The sequence below is a fragment of the Streptococcus oralis genome (genome assembly GCF_901543815.1).
Lineage (GTDB): Bacteria > Bacillota > Bacilli > Lactobacillales > Streptococcaceae > Streptococcus > Streptococcus oralis_CM.
This window is the reverse complement of record NZ_CABEIU010000002.1, coordinates 1673861-1690940: the sequence shown is the minus strand read 5'-3', so window position 1 is coordinate 1690940 and position 17080 is coordinate 1673861. Positions and strand designations below refer to the sequence as shown.

Below are 17080 nucleotides of genomic sequence, written 5' to 3'. Positions count from 1 at the left end.
TAACACAAAAGGGGAGAATGGGATAGGATGGAAGTCAAAGCTGTTTTTTTTGATATCGATGGAACGCTAGTCAACGATCGTAAGAGTGTTTTGAAATCCACTAAGGACGCAATTCGGATCGTGAAAGAACAAGGGGTGCTTGTTGGAGTGGCGACAGGACGGGGGCCTTTCTTTGTCAAGGAATTGATGGAAGATTTAGATCTGGATTTTGCAATAACTTATAACGGACAATATATCTTTAATAAAGAAAAAGTCTTATTTGCTAGCCCGATTGCTAAGTCAAGCCTGCGTCAATTGATTGCCTATGCTAAAAAGGAGCGAAAAGAAATCGCTCTTGGAACCGAGCATGCTGTTGTTGGTTCAAAAATTATGTCATTTGGTCTTGGGTCCTTTTCACAGCTGGTTAGCCGTTTCATTCCAACTGGCTTAACAAGAACCGTTAGCCGTTCCTTTAATCGAATGGTTAGTAAGGCAGTCCCTCAAAAGGAAGATGACCTACTTCGTTTGATCAATGAGCCAATCTATCAAGTGTTAATGCTGATGACTCCTGAAGAATCTGAGAAAGCTGCAAGTGATTTTGAAGATTTAAAATTAACTCGAAGCAATCCCTTCGCTGCGGATATCATCAACCAAGGAAATTCCAAACTAGAAGGCATTCGCCGAGTCGGGAAAGAATATGGTTTTGATCTCAACCAAGTCATGGCCTTTGGTGATTCAGACAATGACCTAGAAATGTTGGCGGGTGTTGGTATGTCTGTGGCCATGGGAAATGGCAGTAGCAGCGTCAAAGAAGTTGCCAAGCACATTACAGCAAGTAACCAACAAGATGGCATCCATAAGGCGCTCGAGCACTTTGGTGTTTTGGCTTCAGAAAAAGTTTTTGTCAGTCGAGATTACCATTTTAATAAGGTCAAGACCTTCCACCACATGATGGATGAACGAACTCAAGAAGAGCCACAGGCATGGGATGTTGAAGGTGCAACCCACCGCGCAGATTTTAAAATTGAAGAATTAGTAGAGTTTGTCCGCGCGGCAAGTTCTTCGGAGGAAGAATTCCAGCAGTCGCTTGCAAGCATGCATGCGGCACTTGACAAGGCGGCCGAAAAGGTGAGGCAAAAAACGCCTGCCCAAAAAGATCTAATCGGGCAGGTTGATGCCTTAATCGATACACTGTATTTTACTTACGGTAGTTTTGCCTTGATGGGAGTGGATCCAGAACGCATCTTTGATATTGTGCATGAGGCAAACATGGGGAAGGTTTTTCCTGATGGAAAAGCCCATTTTGATCCAGTTACACATAAAATCTTAAAACCGGATGACTGGGACGAAAAATATGCTCCAGAACCTGCTATCAGAAAGGAACTGCAGCGTCAGCTCAAGGCTTATGAGCGACATAAAGAGAGAAATAAGTAAGAAAAAAGGGAGCCTAGCAGGCTCCTTTTGTGTTCCTATAATGTTTTTTCTTGTTCTCTCACGACGAGTAAATCAACTTTTGCGTGGCGGAGGATGTATTCAGATGAAGAGCCAACCAAGAGGCGTTCAAAGGCATTAAGACCTGTTGCACCGACGAGAATCAAGTCAACATTTTCTGCGTCTGGAATGGTACGGGCAAGGAGAGTTTTTGGATTTCCCATTTCGATGACGGTATGAATATCGGTCACACCCGCATCTTTTGCACGTTTTTCGTACTCTTTCATCAGACTTTCAGCATCGACTTGAAGTTCTTCGTAAACTTCAGCATCAAAGGTAGATACGCTTTGAAGAGCGCGTGTGTCAATAACATGGGCAATGGTGAGCTTGGAATCATTGCGTAGAGCAGTGTAAACACCTTTAACAAAAGCCAAGTCTGCCTCTTTAGAACCATCAATTGCAACCATAACATTTTGGTAACGTTGTGCCATAATGAAACCTCCTGAAATTTTCTTACTTTTATTGTAATCCTTTTCACTAAAGAAGTAAAGTAAAAATCATATTTAAATAAATATTATTGGAGATTCGATTTGGTGGAGATATGTTAAAATAAAAGGAAACGAGATATTAGGAAACACAGTGAGGGGATGAGAAAGTATGAAAGATTTTGTTCAAGCTTCTAAAAAAATAAGTTTTCTTTATCATGGAATTATCCTTGCGTCACTTGTAGGAGAAGTAGTGATGCTTTGGCAGCTGGAAAGAGTCGTGCCCGTTCTCTATTCAGGTTTTATTGGATTTCTTCTCTTTCACTTAGTCTACCACATCATTTTATTTGTGATTGCAAAGAGAAGTGGTCGCTTGGACTATTTGGTCACGTGGGGGCTCTTTCTCATGTTTAATCTTTTGTATGATTCCTTTTTAGCATTAGTCTTCCTAGGTTTGTCTTTTGGTATGTGAAAAATGATTCTTCCTTCTAGTTATTTAGACGGTGAGAACCTAGTCGTTATGAGTTTTTTCTTTGCTTGCTCATTTCAGGAAACTTGTCGCAATCCCTTTCTAGTGGTATAATGTTACTATCTCGATGAATTGAGGAAACAAGATGAAAGAATATAACAAGTCTAGTAAGTTAGAGCATGTTGCCTATGATATCCGTGGCCCTGTTTTGGAAGAAGCTATGCGGATGCGAGCAAACGGAGAAAAGATTTTACGTCTGAATACAGGGAATCCAGCAGAATTTGGCTTCACAGCGCCAGATGAAGTCATTCATGACTTGATTATGAATGCGCGTGATAGTGAAGGTTACTCTGATTCTAAAGGGATTTTCTCAGCCCGTAAGGCTATCATGCAGTATTGCCAACTGAAGAAATTCCCAAATGTGGATATTGATGATATTTACCTTGGAAATGGTGTCAGTGAGCTGATTGTCATGTCCATGCAAGGGCTTTTGGACAATGGAGATGAGGTCTTGGTGCCTATGCCAGACTATCCTCTCTGGACAGCGGCTGTCAGCCTAGCTGGGGGAAATGCCGTTCACTATATCTGTGATGAGGCTGCAGAATGGTACCCTGATATTGACGATATCAAGTCAAAAATCACTTCAAATACCAAGGCTATTATTCTCATCAATCCAAATAATCCGACAGGAGCTCTTTATCCCAAGGAACTCTTGTTAGAGATTATCGAGATTGCACGTCAAAACGACTTGATTATCTTTGCGGATGAAATTTACGACCGTATGGTCATGGATGGTCATGAGCATGTCTCAGTAGCTAGTCTGGCTCCAGATGTCTTCTGTGTCAGCATGAATGGTCTTTCAAAATCTCACCGTATCGCTGGTTTCCGTATAGGATGGATGGTCTTATCTGGACCTAAGACACATGTCAAGGGCTATATTGAAGGTCTCAATATGCTGTCCAACATGCGCCTTTGCTCTAACGTTTTGGCCCAGCAAGTCGTACAAACCTCGCTAGGTGGGCACCAGTCAGTGGACGAATTGCTCCTTCCTGGTGGACGGATCTACGAGCAAAGAAACTTCATTTACAATGCCATTCAAGATATTCCTGGTTTATCTGCTGTTAAACCCAAAGCCGGACTTTATATTTTCCCTAAAATTGACCGCAATATGTATCGCATCGATGATGATGAACAGTTCGTTCTTGATTTCTTGAAGCAGGAAAAGGTTCTCTTGGTTCATGGTCGCGGTTTTAACTGGCAAGAACCAGACCATTTCCGTATTGTTTACCTCCCTCGTGTAGATGAGTTAGCACAAATCCAAGAAAAGATGACTCGTTTCTTGAAACAGTATCGTAGATAGGGCTTACATTAGAAAAAGCTGGAAACATTTGCCTAGAGCTATTGACAAAAGTATCAGAATCAGATAGAATAGTAAAGTATGTTTAGTAACTGATCACTTTATAGCCGGCTAAACGAATACAAAATCTATGAGGAGGTATTCATCGTGAAACGTACTTATCAACCAAGTAAAATTCGTCGTGCGCGCAAACACGGATTCCGTAACCGTATGTCAACTAAAAACGGTCGTCGCGTATTGGCAGCTCGTCGTCGTAAAGGACGCAAAGTTTTGGCTGCATAATCCAAACAAATTTAGCAAAGAAGCCAGTAGGAACTCGAGTCTACTGGCTTTTGTTTTTTCCTATAATATCAGTCTGTAAATACTTTATATTTTTTCTGAAATAATGTATAATGTTTCATATACTATAAAAATGGAGAACAGTTATGAAGAAATCAAAAGCCCTCCTACTAGGGGCTGGAATTTTAAGTGCAAGCTTCTTGATGGCGGCTTGTAGTTCGGCACAATCAAATACAGATAAAACCTACTCGTATGTATTTGCCAGCAATCCAGATACATTAGACTATATCACTTCGACACGTGGTTCGACCTCTAGCATTACGACAAACTTGATCGATGGTTTGTTGGAAAATGATAAATATGGCAATCTCGTTCCTTCTATGGCAGAGTCATGGACCGTATCAAAAGACGGTTTAACCTATACCTATAAAATCCGCCAAGGGGCTAAGTGGTATACCTCTGAAGGAGAAGAATACGCTGAAGTGACAGCCCATGACTTTGTGACAGGTCTTAAGTATGCAGCGGATAAAAAGGCTGAGAACTTGTACTTGGTACGGGATTCAATCAAAGGTTTGGCAGATTATGTCGAAGGGAAAACATCTGACTTTGAGACTGTTGGAGTCAAGGCAGTGGACGACTATACTCTCCAATACACCTTGAACAAGCCGGAGTCTTATTGGAATTCAAAGACAACAGGGGGAATTTTGAGCCCTGTCAATGAAGCCTTTTTGAAATCTAAGGGAGATGACTTTGGAAGTGTTACCCCATCTAGTATCCTGTCAAATGGGCCATACTTGTTCAAGTCTTTCACATCAAAATCTTTAATTGAGTTTGAAAAGAACCCTAATTACTGGGATAAGGACAATGTCAAGATTGAGAAGGTAAAACTTTCCTTCTATGATGGTTCAGACCAAGATAGTTTGGCTCGAGGATTCTTAGAAGGCAACTACACAGATGGCCGTATCTTCCCGACAAGCTCTGTCTTTGACCAGTTGAAAAAAGGGAATGAAGATAAGATTACCTATACTCCTCAGGATGCTGTGACTTTCTACTATCTCTTCAATGTTAACCGTCAAAGTTACAATCAAACAATGAAACAGACGGATAAAGAAAAGACGGATTCTCGTGCAGCTATGCAAAATAAGGACTTCCGTCAGGCGATTAACTTTGCCTTTGACCGTCATGCCTACGCTGCCCAGACAAATGGAGAAGATGGAGCTGATCGTATCCTTCGAAACACAGTCACACCAAGCAATTTTGTTCAAATTGGTGGGAAAAACTTCGGAGATGCTGTCAATGAAAAGATAGTCAACTACGGTTCAGAGTGGGCTAATGTCAATCTAAACGACGCTCAGCCTGCCTTCTTGAATGCTGATAAAGCCAAGGCAGAATTTGCCAAAGCCAAAGAAAGTTTGCAGGCAGAAGGTGTGACTTTCCCAATCCATCTAGACATGCCAGTGGACCAGACTGCTAAGTTGGACGTACAACAAGCTAGTTCTTTCAAGCAGACGGTTGAGGAGACACTTGGATCAGATAATATTGTTATCGATGTGATTCAACTTTCTCCAGACGAGAAAGACAATGCAACCTTCTTTGCTGACACAGCTGAACAAAAGGACTATGACATCGACATCTCAGGCTGGAGTGGAGATTACTCAGATCCGAAAACCTATCTTGACCTTTTGGACCCAGACTCTGGTTCTCAGTTAAAAAATCTTGGCTTGACTCCAGGAAAAGACAATGGTGTTAAGGAAAAAATCGGTCTCTCTACCTACAAGAAGTTGTTGGATGAGGCAGATAAAGAAGTTGAAAACACTCAGGTTCGCTATGAGAAATTTGCCGAAGTTCAAGCTTGGCTAACAGATAGTGCTCTCTTTCTGCCAGTTCAAAGTGGAGGAGCTAATCCAATCTTCCGTAAGACTGTACCGTTCACAGGAGCCTTCTCATTTGTTGGACACAAAGGGGATGCGGATAACTACAAATATGTTGAGTTGCAAAAAGATCCCGTGACTGCGAAACAGTACCAAGAACTTTATGAAAAATGGCAAAAAGAAAAAACTGAGTCCAATAAAAAAGCTCAAGAAGATCTAGCTAAACACATTCAATAATATTCCTAGTCATGCTTTTTAGTTAAGCATAGTGGCTGGATTCAGAAAAAGGCCCCACCAGACGCTTTTTGGTTCTGGTAGGGCCTTTTCTTTATTCTTTTAAGTGATAAGAGTAGCTGGCGACAACGACGTCTTCGTGCCATCTGAGAGCGTATTTTAGTTTGAGGCTCATCTGATTGTGCAGGATATTTTGCCAAGGCTTGTTAGGAATAAACTGTGGTACAAGAACTGTAACGGTGTAGTTTTTTTGCTTAGCTTCTTGGGCGATTCGTTTGACATACTTGACGCTAGGGGTGATGATGTCGCGGTAGCTGGTATTGATATTCTTCAGAGCGATATTTGGGAAGTAATCGGCAAATTCCTGAAGAATTTCTTGGTCTTTTTCGGCCGTTTCTTTAGTAGAAATGTGCATGGCTAACACTTCATCACCGATACTTTGAGCGTAGTTAATGGCTCCGACACTTACTCGAGTAACATTTCCTACTAGGACAAGGACAAGGTTGCCGTCATAAGTGCGCTTTTCAATTCCTTCGTAGAGTCGTAGCTGTTTTGCCACTTTTTGGTAATGGCTGTGAATGGACAAAAAGAGGAAAGTTAGAACTAGGATAATTGGGAAGAAAGGCCAGATATCACCCAGTCTGAAGAGGAGTAAAATGAGGACAATGGCATAACAAATGATGGCCCCAAGGATATTAGCGAAGGCAGATTTTAAGAAGTTTGCTCCTTTTTCCTTTTTCCAATGGCGAATCATCCCAGTCTGAGAAAGGGCAAAGGGAACGAAGACTCCGATAGTATAAAGAGGAATCAAGCGTTCAGTATTCCCATTAAAAATGAGAAGAAGGATCATAGCTCCAAAAGCCAGAGTTAAGATACCGTTGGAGTAGCCAAGGCGATCCCCTTTTTCCATAAAGAGATGGGGCATGTACTTGTTTTTGGCCATATTGTAGGACAGCATAGGGAAGGCTGAAAAGCCAGTATTTGCAGCTACGGCTAGAATCAAGGCTGTCGAGAACTGGAAGAGATAGTAGCTAGCATGACCAAAGAATGAATCACCAAGAATGCCCTTGGCCATTTGCGAGAGGATGGTTTCTCCGTGTTGAGGCGTGATACCCATCCAGTAGTTTAGGAAGGTAATGCCTGCAAAAAGAAAACCTAGAATGAGTGACATGATGGTCAAAGTCTGAGCAGCATTCTTTTCTTTCGGAGTTTTGAAAAATGGTACCGCATTTGAAATAGCTTCAACCCCTGTCAGAGAGGCAGAGCCGCTGGTAAAGGCTCTTAGTAGGAGAACGATGGAAAGGCTCGGAACGGTTTGCCCAATGGATGAAGTCGCCTGATAGTTTAGGGAACCTGTAAATAGTTGAAAGAACCCATAAAGCAAGAGAAAGACGGTACTGAAGATAAAGAGGTAGACGGGAATCATCAGAGAACCGGCAGATTCTTTCAATCCTCTTAAATTCAAGAGCATGAGCAGGCAGACTAGGAAAATAGAGATATGAAGATTATAAGGATGGAGGGCAGGGATGGCTGCTGTAATAGCATCAGCTCCAGACGCAACGGATACGGCTACTGTCAGCATATAGTCAACAAGGAGACTACCTCCTGCAATCAAGCCCAGTTCAGGGGAGAGATTTTCCCGAGTGACCATATAAGCCCCTCCACCTTGAGGATAGGCATGAATGATTTGACGATAGGAAATGGTCAAACTAGCGAGCAGTAAGAGGACAAAAATACCGATAGGGAGGCTCCACCAAATAGCGAGAGGAGAGAGACTGACTAAAACGAGAATGACTTGTTCAGGTCCATAGGCAATAGAAGACAGGGCATCACTGGATAACATTGCAAGTGCCTGCATTTTTCCTAATAAGCCCCCTTCGCCGTCTGTGAGAGACTTGAGTGGCCGACCGATAAAGGTATATTTTAATTTTCTAAACATTTTCTTTTCCTTTACTGAAAATTTCAATAAGTGTTATTATACTGCTTTGAAAAAGGGCAGTCAAGGGAGAATGACTGGTTTTTAGATATTTTTCCAAGCCGAGGGATGCTATTTTTGGTATAATAGATGGAAGAATGAGGTTAGAAGAGATGATTTTTGATACGCACACACATTTAAATGTAGAAGAATTTGCAGGACGCGAGGCAGAAGAACTCGCCTTGGCTGCTGAGATGGGTGTGACACAGATGAATATTGTTGGTTTTGATAAGCTAACCATTGAACGAGCCCTAGAGTTAGCAGATGAGTATGAGCAGCTCTACGCAACTATTGGCTGGCATCCGACGGAGGCAGGGACTTACACAGATGAGGTCGAAGCTTACTTGCTTGAAAAACTAAAACATCACAAGGTTGTTGCTTTAGGTGAGATTGGTCTGGACTACCATTGGATGACAGCACCTAAGGCAGTGCAGGAGCAGGTTTTTCGTCGTCAGATTCAGCTGTCTAAGGATTTGAACTTGCCCTTTGTGGTCCACACTCGTGATGCGCTGGAAGATACTTATGAGATTATCAAGAGTGAGGGCGTTGGTCCTCGTGGTGGGATCATGCATTCATTTTCAGGCTCTCTCGAGTGGGCTGAGAAATTTGTCGATCTTGGTATGACCATTTCTTTCTCAGGAGTGGTGACTTTTAAGAAAGCAACGGATATCCAAGAAGCTGCTAGAGAGCTTCCTTTAGACAAGATTTTGGTAGAGACGGATGCGCCCTACCTGGCTCCTGTTCCTAAACGTGGCCATGAAAACAAAACAGCCTACACACGCTATGTGGCGGACTTTATTGCCGATTTGCGTGGGATGATGACAGAAGAATTAGCTGCTGTGACGACTGCCAATGCAGAGCGTATTTTTGGATTGGAAAAACAATCATGAAAGAAAAAATTTTCCAAGTTATCGTGGTCGAAGGGCGTGATGACACGGCCAATCTCAAACGTTACTTTGACGTGGAAACCTATGAGACCCGGGGGTCGGCCATTAATGATCAAGATATAGAGCGAATTCAACGCCTGCATGAACTGCATGGAGTCATTGTCTTTACCGATCCAGATTTTAATGGGGAGCGGATTCGTCGCATGATTATGACGGCCATTCCAACAGTCCAGCATGCCTTTCTCAAGCGAGATGAAGCGGTTCCCAAGTCCAAGACCAAGGGCCGTTCCCTAGGAATTGAACACGCCAGCTATGAGGATCTGAAAACAGCGCTCGCTCAGGTGACAGAGCAATTTGAAAACGAGAACGAGTTTGATATCAGTCGAAGCGACTTGATTCGTCTTGGTTTCCTAGCGGGAGCAGACAGTCGTAGACGCCGAGAGTATCTAGGCGAACGGCTCCGCATCGGTTATTCCAATGGCAAGCAACTCCTCAAGCGCTTAGAGTTGTTTGGGGTGACCTTAGCAGAAGTGGAAGAGACTATGGAAAGTTATGATAATAGCTAGATAGTCCAAAAATACAAAGGGAATGTGTTACAATAGAGGTACTTAGATTTATTTTGATAGCGTTAAAATAGAAACTTATAAGGACAGAGCGAATGAAAATCCGAGTTGACAGAGAGTCTGTGTGTATGGGGGATGATGTATTGCCTCATGAGACGGAATTTGAGATTCCTGAAGATATGACAGTGAAAGAATTTTTTGACTTTCTAGAAAGGGAACGTTATTTGCCGTCTGTTCAAGGAAACAATGTGGCCTGGGAACTCCGCAATCGAAATGGGGAACAAGGTGTTTATTTCACTAAAACAGGAGAGATTATCAATCCAGATGGAGTATTAAAAGAGATGTTGGAAGGAATTACGGAGACACCCTTATTTGTTTTGATCTATCATTATACCCCGGAAGCATACTACATTAGTAAAGATAATAAATGAGAATTGCAGATGATATCCTGACCGAGGTTGAACTGGTCATGTATTGTTATCGTCCCTTGGTACTTTTATGAAACATCTTTTTAAATGAAGTCTAGGTTTTCGATTGGGCATGAAAAATTGGAAACTTTATAGTTTTATCTACATCCTACTTGAACCACTAACCTTTTTCAAAGATTGTGAAAGGAAATGATATGGCAAATAGAAGTTATATTTACTTAAAAAACGGAGATGAAGCCCGTATTCTAACAGCGGGAATTTACACAATACCCTATTTTTGGCAATTGTTTTGGGATGAAGAAGATTTAAAAGCTCCGATTGCTCTCTGGAAAACAGCAGAAAAACTGGAAGAAGATGAAGAGCAAGCAGAAAGATTTTACCAAGAGCAGAATGTAGATATCTTGCTTTCTATTGAAAAATTCCAGCAGAATGCCCTCAAAAACCGATCTTTTTTAGAAGAGAATGCCCCGCAATCCGTGCAACTATATGATGACTTTGTCCGTTATATTCTTGCAAATGTCAAAGACGGTGATGTGCTAGGATTTGATCTTTTAGATGTTGTTTTTATGGACCAAGTGTCTGTTGTTTCTGATAAACTGTTAAAAAATATACGAGCTATTCGGGAAAATCAACCCAAAGATTTAGATTTTTCTGTGACAGAAAAGAACTTAATTGGTCTTGCTATGGGCTTTCCTGATTATTATGCTTCAGAATTATTGCCAGAAGACAATATTGTAGATTCGGTTGCCTATCAGGATGAACTGAAGAAAATGAACCCCCAAGAAGATAAGAAAGTGCTAGGTACGACTGGAGCTGATTCAAAAGTGAACAAGTCTCGTGTTCTTTTAGTGTTTTGGATTTTGTTGGCACTAGTAATTATGTGGGTTTTATATATTATTTTTAGCTAATAAATAGAAAAGAGAATAAATGAGAATTGCAGATTATAGCGTGACCAAGGCAGTGCTGGAGCGTCACGGTTTTACCTTTAAAAAGTCCTTCGGGCAGAATTTCCTGACGGATACCAATATCCTTCAAAAAATCGTGGATACAGCTGAAATTGATGATCAGGTTAATGTTATTGAAATCGGTCCAGGAATTGGTGCCTTGACGGAGTTTCTGGCTGAGCGCGCAGCTGAGGTCATGGCCTTTGAAATCGACCACCGTTTGGTACCGATTTTGGCAGATACCCTGCGTGATTTTGACAATGTAACAGTGGTCAACGAGGACATTCTAAAAGTTGATTTGGCCCAACATATCCAGAATTTCAAAAATCCAGACCTACCAATCAAGGTAGTAGCCAACTTGCCTTACTACATTACGACTCCTATTCTCATGCACTTGATTGAAAGTGGCATTCCTTTTAGTGAGTTTGTCGTCATGATGCAGAAAGAAGTGGCGGATCGTATCTCCGCTCAACCCAATACCAAGGCTTACGGTAGTTTGTCGATTGCTGTCCAGTATTACATGACAGCCAAGGTTGCCTTTATCGTACCTCGTACGGTCTTTGTGCCAGCGCCAAACGTGGACTCGGCTATCCTGAAAATGGTGCGTCGTCCAGAGCCTGCTGTAGCAGTGAAAGATGAGAACTTCTTCTTTAAGGTTTCCAAGGCTAGTTTTACCCATCGTCGTAAGACCTTATGGAACAACTTGACAGGCTACTTTGGGAAAACTGATGAAGTCAAGGATAAGTTGACCAAGGCTTTGGACCAAGCAGGTTTGTCACCAAGTGTACGTGGGGAAGCTCTCAGCTTGGAAGAGTTTGCCAGTCTAGCAGATGCGCTCAAAGGACAAGGACTATAAGATGCAGGGACAAATCATTAAAGCCTTGGCAGGATTCTACTATGTAGAGAGTGATGGCCAAGTCTATCAGACACGTGCGCGTGGGAATTTCCGCAAAAAAGGTCACACGCCTTATGTCGGAGACTGGGTAGACTTTTCTGCAGAGGAAAATTCAGAGGGCTATATCCTCAAAATTCACGAACGGAAAAACAGTCTGGTCCGTCCGCCCATTGTCAATATTGATCAAGCTGTGGTGATCATGTCCGTCAAGGAACCGGACTTCAACAGCAATTTGCTGGATCGTTTCTTGGTTCTTTTGGAACACAAGGGCATTCATCCCATCGTCTATATTTCCAAAATGGATTTGTTGGAAGATAGAGGAGAACTGGATTTTTATGAACAGACTTATGGTGACATCGGCTATGACTTTGTGACCAGTAAAGAAGAACTCCTGCCCCTGTTGACAGGGAAAGTGACGGTCTTTATGGGGCAGACTGGTGTTGGAAAATCAACCCTCCTCAATAAAATCGCACCAGATCTCAATCTTGAAACAGGAGAAATCTCAGACAGTCTGGGTCGCGGTCGTCATACCACTCGAGCTGTTAGTTTTTACAACCTCAATGGGGGTAAAATCGCGGACACACCAGGCTTTTCATCACTGGATTATGAAGTGTCAACGGCTGAAGACCTCAATCAGGCCTTTCCAGAGATTGCCAGTGTCAGTCGAGATTGTAAATTCCGTACTTGTACCCATACCCATGAACCGTCCTGTGCGGTTAAGCCGGCTGTCGAAGAGGGTATCATTGCATCCTTCCGTTTTGACAACTACCTGCAATTCCTTAGCGAAATTGAAAATCGCAGAGAAACCTATAAAAAAGTCAGTAAAAAAATTCCAAAATAAGGAGAAACCTATGTCTCAATACAAGATTGCTCCGTCAATTCTGGCAGCAGATTATGCCAACTTTGAACGTGAAATCAAACGCCTAGAAGCAACTGGGGCAGAATATGCCCATATCGATATCATGGATGGTCACTTTGTACCGCAAATCAGTTTTGGTGCAGGTGTGGTCGAAGCTCTTCGTCCTCATAGCAAGATGGTCTTTGACTGCCACTTGATGGTAGCTAATCCAGAGCATCATCTAGAAGACTTTGCGCGTGCAGGTGCAGATATCATCAGCATCCATGTAGAAGCAACACCTCATATTCATGGAGCACTTCAAAAGATTCGCTCTCTTGGTGTCAAACCTTCGGTTGTTATCAATCCTGGTACGCCTGTGGAGGCAATCAAGCACGTTCTTCACCTAGTTGACCAAGTCCTAGTCATGACGGTTAACCCTGGTTTTGGTGGTCAAGCCTTTCTACCTGAAACCATGGATAAGATTCTCGAATTGGTTACCCTTCGTGAGGAAAAAGGTTTGAACTTTGAAATTGAAGTCGATGGCGGTATTGATGACCAGACCATTGCTCAGGCCAAAGAAGCTGGAGCAACCGTTTTTGTAGCAGGGTCTTATGTCTTTAAGGGAGATGTCAATGAACGAGTGCAAACTCTCAGAAAACAACTGGACTAGGGTTGCCGTTTTTGCAGGCGGAGACCGTGGTCATTATCGGCCGGATTTTGACTGCTTTGTTGGTGTGGATCGAGGCTCACTCTGGGTCTTGGAAGAAGATTTGCCTCTCGCTCTAGCAGTTGGGGATTTTGATTCGGTGACTGCAGAAGAGCGTCAGTTGATTCAAAAACGTGCCCAACATTTTGTCCAAGCCCAGCCAGAAAAGGATGATACGGATCTGGAACTAGCACTTTTAACGATTTTTGAAAAAAATCCTCAAGCCCAAGTGACCATTTTTGGGGCTTTGGGTGGTCGTATTGACCATATGCTGGCTAATGTCTTTCTGCCTAGCAATCCCAAGTTGGCACCCTATATGCGTCAGATAGCGATTGAGGATGGGCAAAACTTGATTGCCTATTGTCCAGAAGGGACCAGTCAGCTAGAGCCCCATTCAGACTACGATTATCTAGCTTTTATGCCAGTTCGGGATAGCCAGCTGACTATTCTTGGTGCCAAGTACGAATTGACAGAGGAAAACTTTTTCTTTAAAAAAGTGTACGCTTCTAACGAATATATAGATAGGGAAGTTTCGGTAACTTGCCCAGATGGCTATGTCGTCGTGCTACATAGCAAGGACAGGAGGTAGGATGGAGACTGTATTATTACTATTATTAATTGTCAACCTAGCTGGACTCTTTCTGATTTGGCAAAGGCAGGATAAGCAAGACAAGTACCTAGCCAAGAGCTTGGAGGATCAAGCAGACAATCTTTCAGACCAACTGGATTATCGCTTTGACCAAGCTAGACAAGCCAGTCAGCTGGATCAAAAAGATTTGGAAGTGGCTGTCAGTGACCGTTTGCAGGAAGTGCGAATGGAGTTGCACCAAGGCCTGACTCAAGTTAGACAGGAGATGAACGAGAATCTCCTTCAAACCAGAGATAAGACCGACCAACGCCTTCAAGCCCTGCAGGAATCAAATGAGCAACGCCTAGAGCAAATGCGCCAGACAGTCGAGGAAAAATTGGAAAAGACCTTGCAGACACGCTTGCAGGCTTCCTTCGAGACAGTTTCCAAGCAATTGGAGTCGGTCAATCGAGGCCTTGGAGAAATGCAGACAGTTGCCCGCGATGTCGGGGCCCTCAACAAGGTTCTCTCTGGGACCAAGACGCGAGGGATTCTGGGTGAATTGCAACTGGGGCAAATCATTGAAGACATCATGACACCTGCCCAGTACGAACGAGAATTTGCAACGGTTGAAAACTCTAGCGAGCGAGTAGAGTACGCTATCAAGTTACCTGGCCAAGGCGACCAAGAATATGTCTACCTACCGATTGACTCCAAGTTTCCACTGGCGGATTATTATCGCCTAGAAGAAGCCTATGAAGCAGGCGATAAGGACGAAATCGAACGTTGTCGCAAGTCACTCCTAGCTAGCGTCAAGCGCTTTGCCAAGGATATCAAGAGCAAGTATCTAGCGCCACCTCGGACGACCAATTTTGGAGTTTTGTTTGTTCCGACAGAGGGACTCTACTCAGAAATCGTCCGCAATCCGGTCTTCTTTGATGACTTGAGACGGGAGGAGCAGATTATTGTCGCAGGTCCAAGTACCCTATCAGCCCTGCTTAACTCTCTATCAGTTGGCTTCAAAACTCTCAATATCCAAAAGAGTGCTGACCATATCAGCAAGACCCTAGCTAGTGTCAAGACCGAGTTTGGCAAGTTCGGAGGCATTCTGGTCAAGGCACAAAAGCATCTCCAACATGCCTCTGGCAATATTGATGAATTATTAAACCGTCGTACTACAGCTATCGAGCGGACGCTCCGTCACATTGAGTTATCAGAAGGTGAGCCTGCGCTTGATTTACTCCATTTCCAAGAAGATGAGGAAGAATATGAAGATTAGTCACATGAAAAAAGATGAGCTGTTTGAAGGCTTTTACCTGATCAAATCAGCTGACCTGAGACAGACGCGTGCTGGTAAAAACTACCTAGCCTTTACCTTCCAAGACGATAGTGGCGAGATTGAAGGGAAACTCTGGGATGCCCAACCGCATAACGTTGAGACCTTTACCGCAGGGAAAGTGGTCCACATGCAGGGACGTCGAGAAGTTTATAACAACACTCCTCAAGTCAATCAGATCACGCTTCGTTTACCTCAGCTTGGGGAACCCAATGATCCAGCTGACTTCAAGGTCAAGTCACCAGTCGATGTCAAGGAAATCCGTGACTACATGTCGCAAATGATTTTCAAGATTGAAAATCCTGTCTGGCAGCGTATCGTTCGCAGTCTCTACACCAAGTATGATAAGGAATTCTACTCCTATCCAGCTGCCAAGACCAACCACCATGCCTTTGAAACAGGTTTGGCCTATCATACAGCAACCATGGTGCGCTTGGCAGATGCCATTAGCGATATCTACCCTCAGCTCAATAAGAGCCTCCTCTATGCGGGGATTATGTTGCATGACTTAGCCAAGGTTATTGAGTTGACGGGACCAGACCAGACGGAGTACACAGTGCGAGGCAATCTACTTGGACATATCGCTCTGGTTGATAGTGAAATTACCAAGACAGTCATGGAACTAGGCATCGATGATACTAGAGAAGAAGTGGTGCTACTGCGCCATGTTATCCTCAGTCACCATGGCTTGCTGGAGTATGGAAGTCCAGTCCGTCCACGCGTTATGGAGGCAGAGATTATTCATATGATTGACAATCTAGATGCCAGCATGATGATGATGTCAACGGCTCTAGCTTTGGTGGACAAAGGAGAGATGACCAATAAAATCTTCGCTATGGACAATCGTTCCTTCTATAAACCAGATTTAGATTAATAATTTAAGAAAAACGAGCATTTTTTACGCAATAATGTTCGTTTTTTTATGTGAATGTGGTATAATGGATAAAATATCAAAATTAAATGGAATGGTAAATAAAAATGAAATTAAGAAGAAGTGATCGGATGGTTGTCATTTCCAACTATTTGATTAATAATCCATACAAACTAACAAGTCTCAACACCTTTGCAGAAAAGTACGAATCTGCCAAATCATCCATCTCAGAGGACATCGTGATTATCAAGCGTGCCTTTGAGGAAATTGAAATCGGTCATATCCAGACAGTGACTGGAGCAGGTGGTGGCGTTATCTTTACACCATCCATCTCCAGCCATGAAGCCAAAGAAATGATCGCAGACTTGCGTGATAAGCTTTCAGAAAGCGACCGTATCTTGCCAGGTGGCTACATCTACCTATCTGATTTGCTCAGTACACCCGCCATTTTGAAAAATATTGGTCGTATCATTGCCAAGAGTTTTATGGACCAAAAAATCGATGCCGTTATGACAGTAGCAACAAAAGGTGTGCCGCTCGCAAATGCAGTTGCCAACGTTCTGAATGTTCCTTTTGTTATCGTGCGTCGTGATTTGAAAATCACAGAAGGATCAACAGTCAGTGTCAACTATGTATCAGGTTCCAGTGGTGACCGCATTGAGAAAATGTTCCTTTCAAAACGTAGTCTCAAGGCAGGAAGCCGTGTCTTGATCGTGGATGACTTCTTGAAAGGCGGAGGAACTGTCAACGGGATGATCAGTCTCTTGCGTGAGTTTGATTCAGAGTTGGCTGGTGTAGCAGTCTTTGCGGATAATGCCCAAGAAGAACGTGAAAAGCAGTTTGATTACAAGTCACTTTTGAAAGTAACCAATATTGATGTCAAGAACCAATCCATCGATGTTGAGATTGGAAATATCTTTGACGAAGACAAATAAGAGATAGAACTAAAGGTTGGAACGATTGT

At 43.0% G+C, this 17080-nt stretch carries 18 protein-coding genes; 16 read left to right on the top strand and 2 right to left on the bottom strand.

Going from position 1 to position 17080, the window contains the following annotated elements; all coding sequences use genetic code 11:
- Window positions 1-27: 27 nt before the first annotated feature.
- The gene (locus FQT28_RS08590; protein ID WP_143989943.1) at window positions 28-1413 is read left to right on the top strand and encodes a Cof-type HAD-IIB family hydrolase; all 1386 of its coding nucleotides are present in this window, start codon (window positions 28-30) and stop codon (window positions 1411-1413) included.
- A gap of 35 nt (window positions 1414-1448) precedes the next feature.
- Here FQT28_RS08590 and FQT28_RS08585 read toward each other — a convergent pair whose 3' ends face one another.
- Window positions 1449-1901, bottom strand: coding sequence for a universal stress protein (locus FQT28_RS08585; RefSeq protein ID WP_000079159.1), 453 nt, complete (start codon window positions 1899-1901; stop codon window positions 1449-1451).
- Between the two features lie 166 nt (window positions 1902-2067).
- Here FQT28_RS08585 and FQT28_RS08580 point away from each other — a divergent pair, with 166 nt between their 5' ends.
- The 4 genes from FQT28_RS08580 to FQT28_RS08565 all read left to right on the top strand — a co-directional run bounded on the left by FQT28_RS08580 (window position 2068) and on the right by FQT28_RS08565 (window position 6108).
- Window positions 2068-2367 carry a hypothetical protein gene (locus FQT28_RS08580; protein WP_125449995.1) on the top strand — a complete coding sequence of 100 codons (300 nt, stop codon included), beginning with the start codon at window positions 2068-2070 and terminating at the stop codon, window positions 2365-2367.
- Window positions 2368-2509: 142 nt separating this feature from the next.
- Complete coding sequence (locus tag FQT28_RS08575) at window positions 2510-3724, top strand: pyridoxal phosphate-dependent aminotransferase (protein ID WP_143989942.1); 1215 nt, start codon at window positions 2510-2512, stop codon at window positions 3722-3724.
- Window positions 3725-3868: 144 nt separating this feature from the next.
- On the top strand, window positions 3869-4003 hold the full coding sequence (gene rpmH / locus FQT28_RS08570) for a 50S ribosomal protein L34 (protein ID WP_000831902.1): 135 nt from the start codon (window positions 3869-3871) through the stop codon (window positions 4001-4003).
- Between the two features lie 143 nt (window positions 4004-4146).
- Entirely contained in the window at window positions 4147-6108 is a 1962-nt protein-coding gene (locus FQT28_RS08565; RefSeq protein WP_143989941.1) for a peptide ABC transporter substrate-binding protein, read from the top strand.
- 91 nt (window positions 6109-6199) lie between these two features.
- Here FQT28_RS08565 and FQT28_RS08560 read toward each other — a convergent pair whose 3' ends face one another.
- On the bottom strand, window positions 6200-8044 hold the full coding sequence (locus FQT28_RS08560; RefSeq protein ID WP_143989940.1) for an APC family permease: 1845 nt from the start codon (window positions 8042-8044) through the stop codon (window positions 6200-6202).
- A 149-nt stretch (window positions 8045-8193) separates the two neighbouring features.
- Between FQT28_RS08560 and FQT28_RS08555 the strand changes: the two genes are divergently transcribed.
- The 11 genes from FQT28_RS08555 to purR all read left to right on the top strand — a co-directional run bounded on the left by FQT28_RS08555 (window position 8194) and on the right by purR (window position 17051).
- Window positions 8194-8970: a TatD family hydrolase gene (locus FQT28_RS08555; RefSeq protein ID WP_143990078.1), complete on the top strand. Its 777-nt coding sequence runs from the start codon at window positions 8194-8196 to the stop codon at window positions 8968-8970.
- Window positions 8967-9533 (top strand): ribonuclease M5, encoded by a 567-nt coding sequence (gene rnmV, locus FQT28_RS08550; RefSeq protein WP_132972676.1) that lies wholly within the window; start codon window positions 8967-8969, stop codon window positions 9531-9533. The genes FQT28_RS08555 and rnmV overlap by 4 nt, the downstream gene beginning before the upstream one ends.
- Before the next feature lie 92 nt (window positions 9534-9625).
- Entirely contained in the window at window positions 9626-9961 is a 336-nt protein-coding gene (locus FQT28_RS08545) for a hypothetical protein (RefSeq protein ID WP_084948415.1), read from the top strand.
- 191 nt (window positions 9962-10152) lie between these two features.
- A complete protein-coding gene (locus tag FQT28_RS08540) occupies window positions 10153-10866 on the top strand; it encodes a dimethyladenosine transferase (RefSeq protein WP_143989939.1) in 714 nt (237 codons plus the stop codon).
- A 19-nt stretch (window positions 10867-10885) separates the two neighbouring features.
- Window positions 10886-11758, top strand: coding sequence for a 16S rRNA (adenine(1518)-N(6)/adenine(1519)-N(6))-dimethyltransferase RsmA (rsmA, locus tag FQT28_RS08535; protein WP_070567742.1), 873 nt, complete (start codon window positions 10886-10888; stop codon window positions 11756-11758).
- Window position 11759: 1 nt separating this feature from the next.
- Window positions 11760-12638 (top strand): ribosome small subunit-dependent GTPase A, encoded by an 879-nt coding sequence (rsgA, locus tag FQT28_RS08530; protein WP_143989938.1) that lies wholly within the window; start codon window positions 11760-11762, stop codon window positions 12636-12638.
- Window positions 12639-12648: 10 nt separating this feature from the next.
- Complete coding sequence (gene rpe, locus FQT28_RS08525) at window positions 12649-13305, top strand: ribulose-phosphate 3-epimerase (RefSeq protein WP_143989937.1); 657 nt, start codon at window positions 12649-12651, stop codon at window positions 13303-13305.
- Window positions 13268-13930 carry a thiamine diphosphokinase gene (locus tag FQT28_RS08520; protein WP_143989936.1) on the top strand — a complete coding sequence of 221 codons (663 nt, stop codon included), beginning with the start codon at window positions 13268-13270 and terminating at the stop codon, window positions 13928-13930. The genes rpe and FQT28_RS08520 overlap by 38 nt, the downstream gene beginning before the upstream one ends.
- Before the next feature lies 1 nt (window position 13931).
- A complete protein-coding gene (locus FQT28_RS08515; protein ID WP_162284878.1) occupies window positions 13932-15188 on the top strand; it encodes a DNA recombination protein RmuC in 1257 nt (418 codons plus the stop codon).
- A complete protein-coding gene (locus FQT28_RS08510; RefSeq protein ID WP_143989934.1) occupies window positions 15178-16119 on the top strand; it encodes a 3'-5' exoribonuclease YhaM family protein in 942 nt (313 codons plus the stop codon). Before FQT28_RS08515 ends, FQT28_RS08510 begins: the two co-directional genes overlap by 11 nt.
- 104 nt (window positions 16120-16223) lie before the next feature.
- A complete protein-coding gene (gene purR / locus FQT28_RS08505) occupies window positions 16224-17051 on the top strand; it encodes a pur operon repressor (protein WP_002874197.1) in 828 nt (275 codons plus the stop codon).
- Window positions 17052-17080 lie beyond the last annotated feature (29 nt).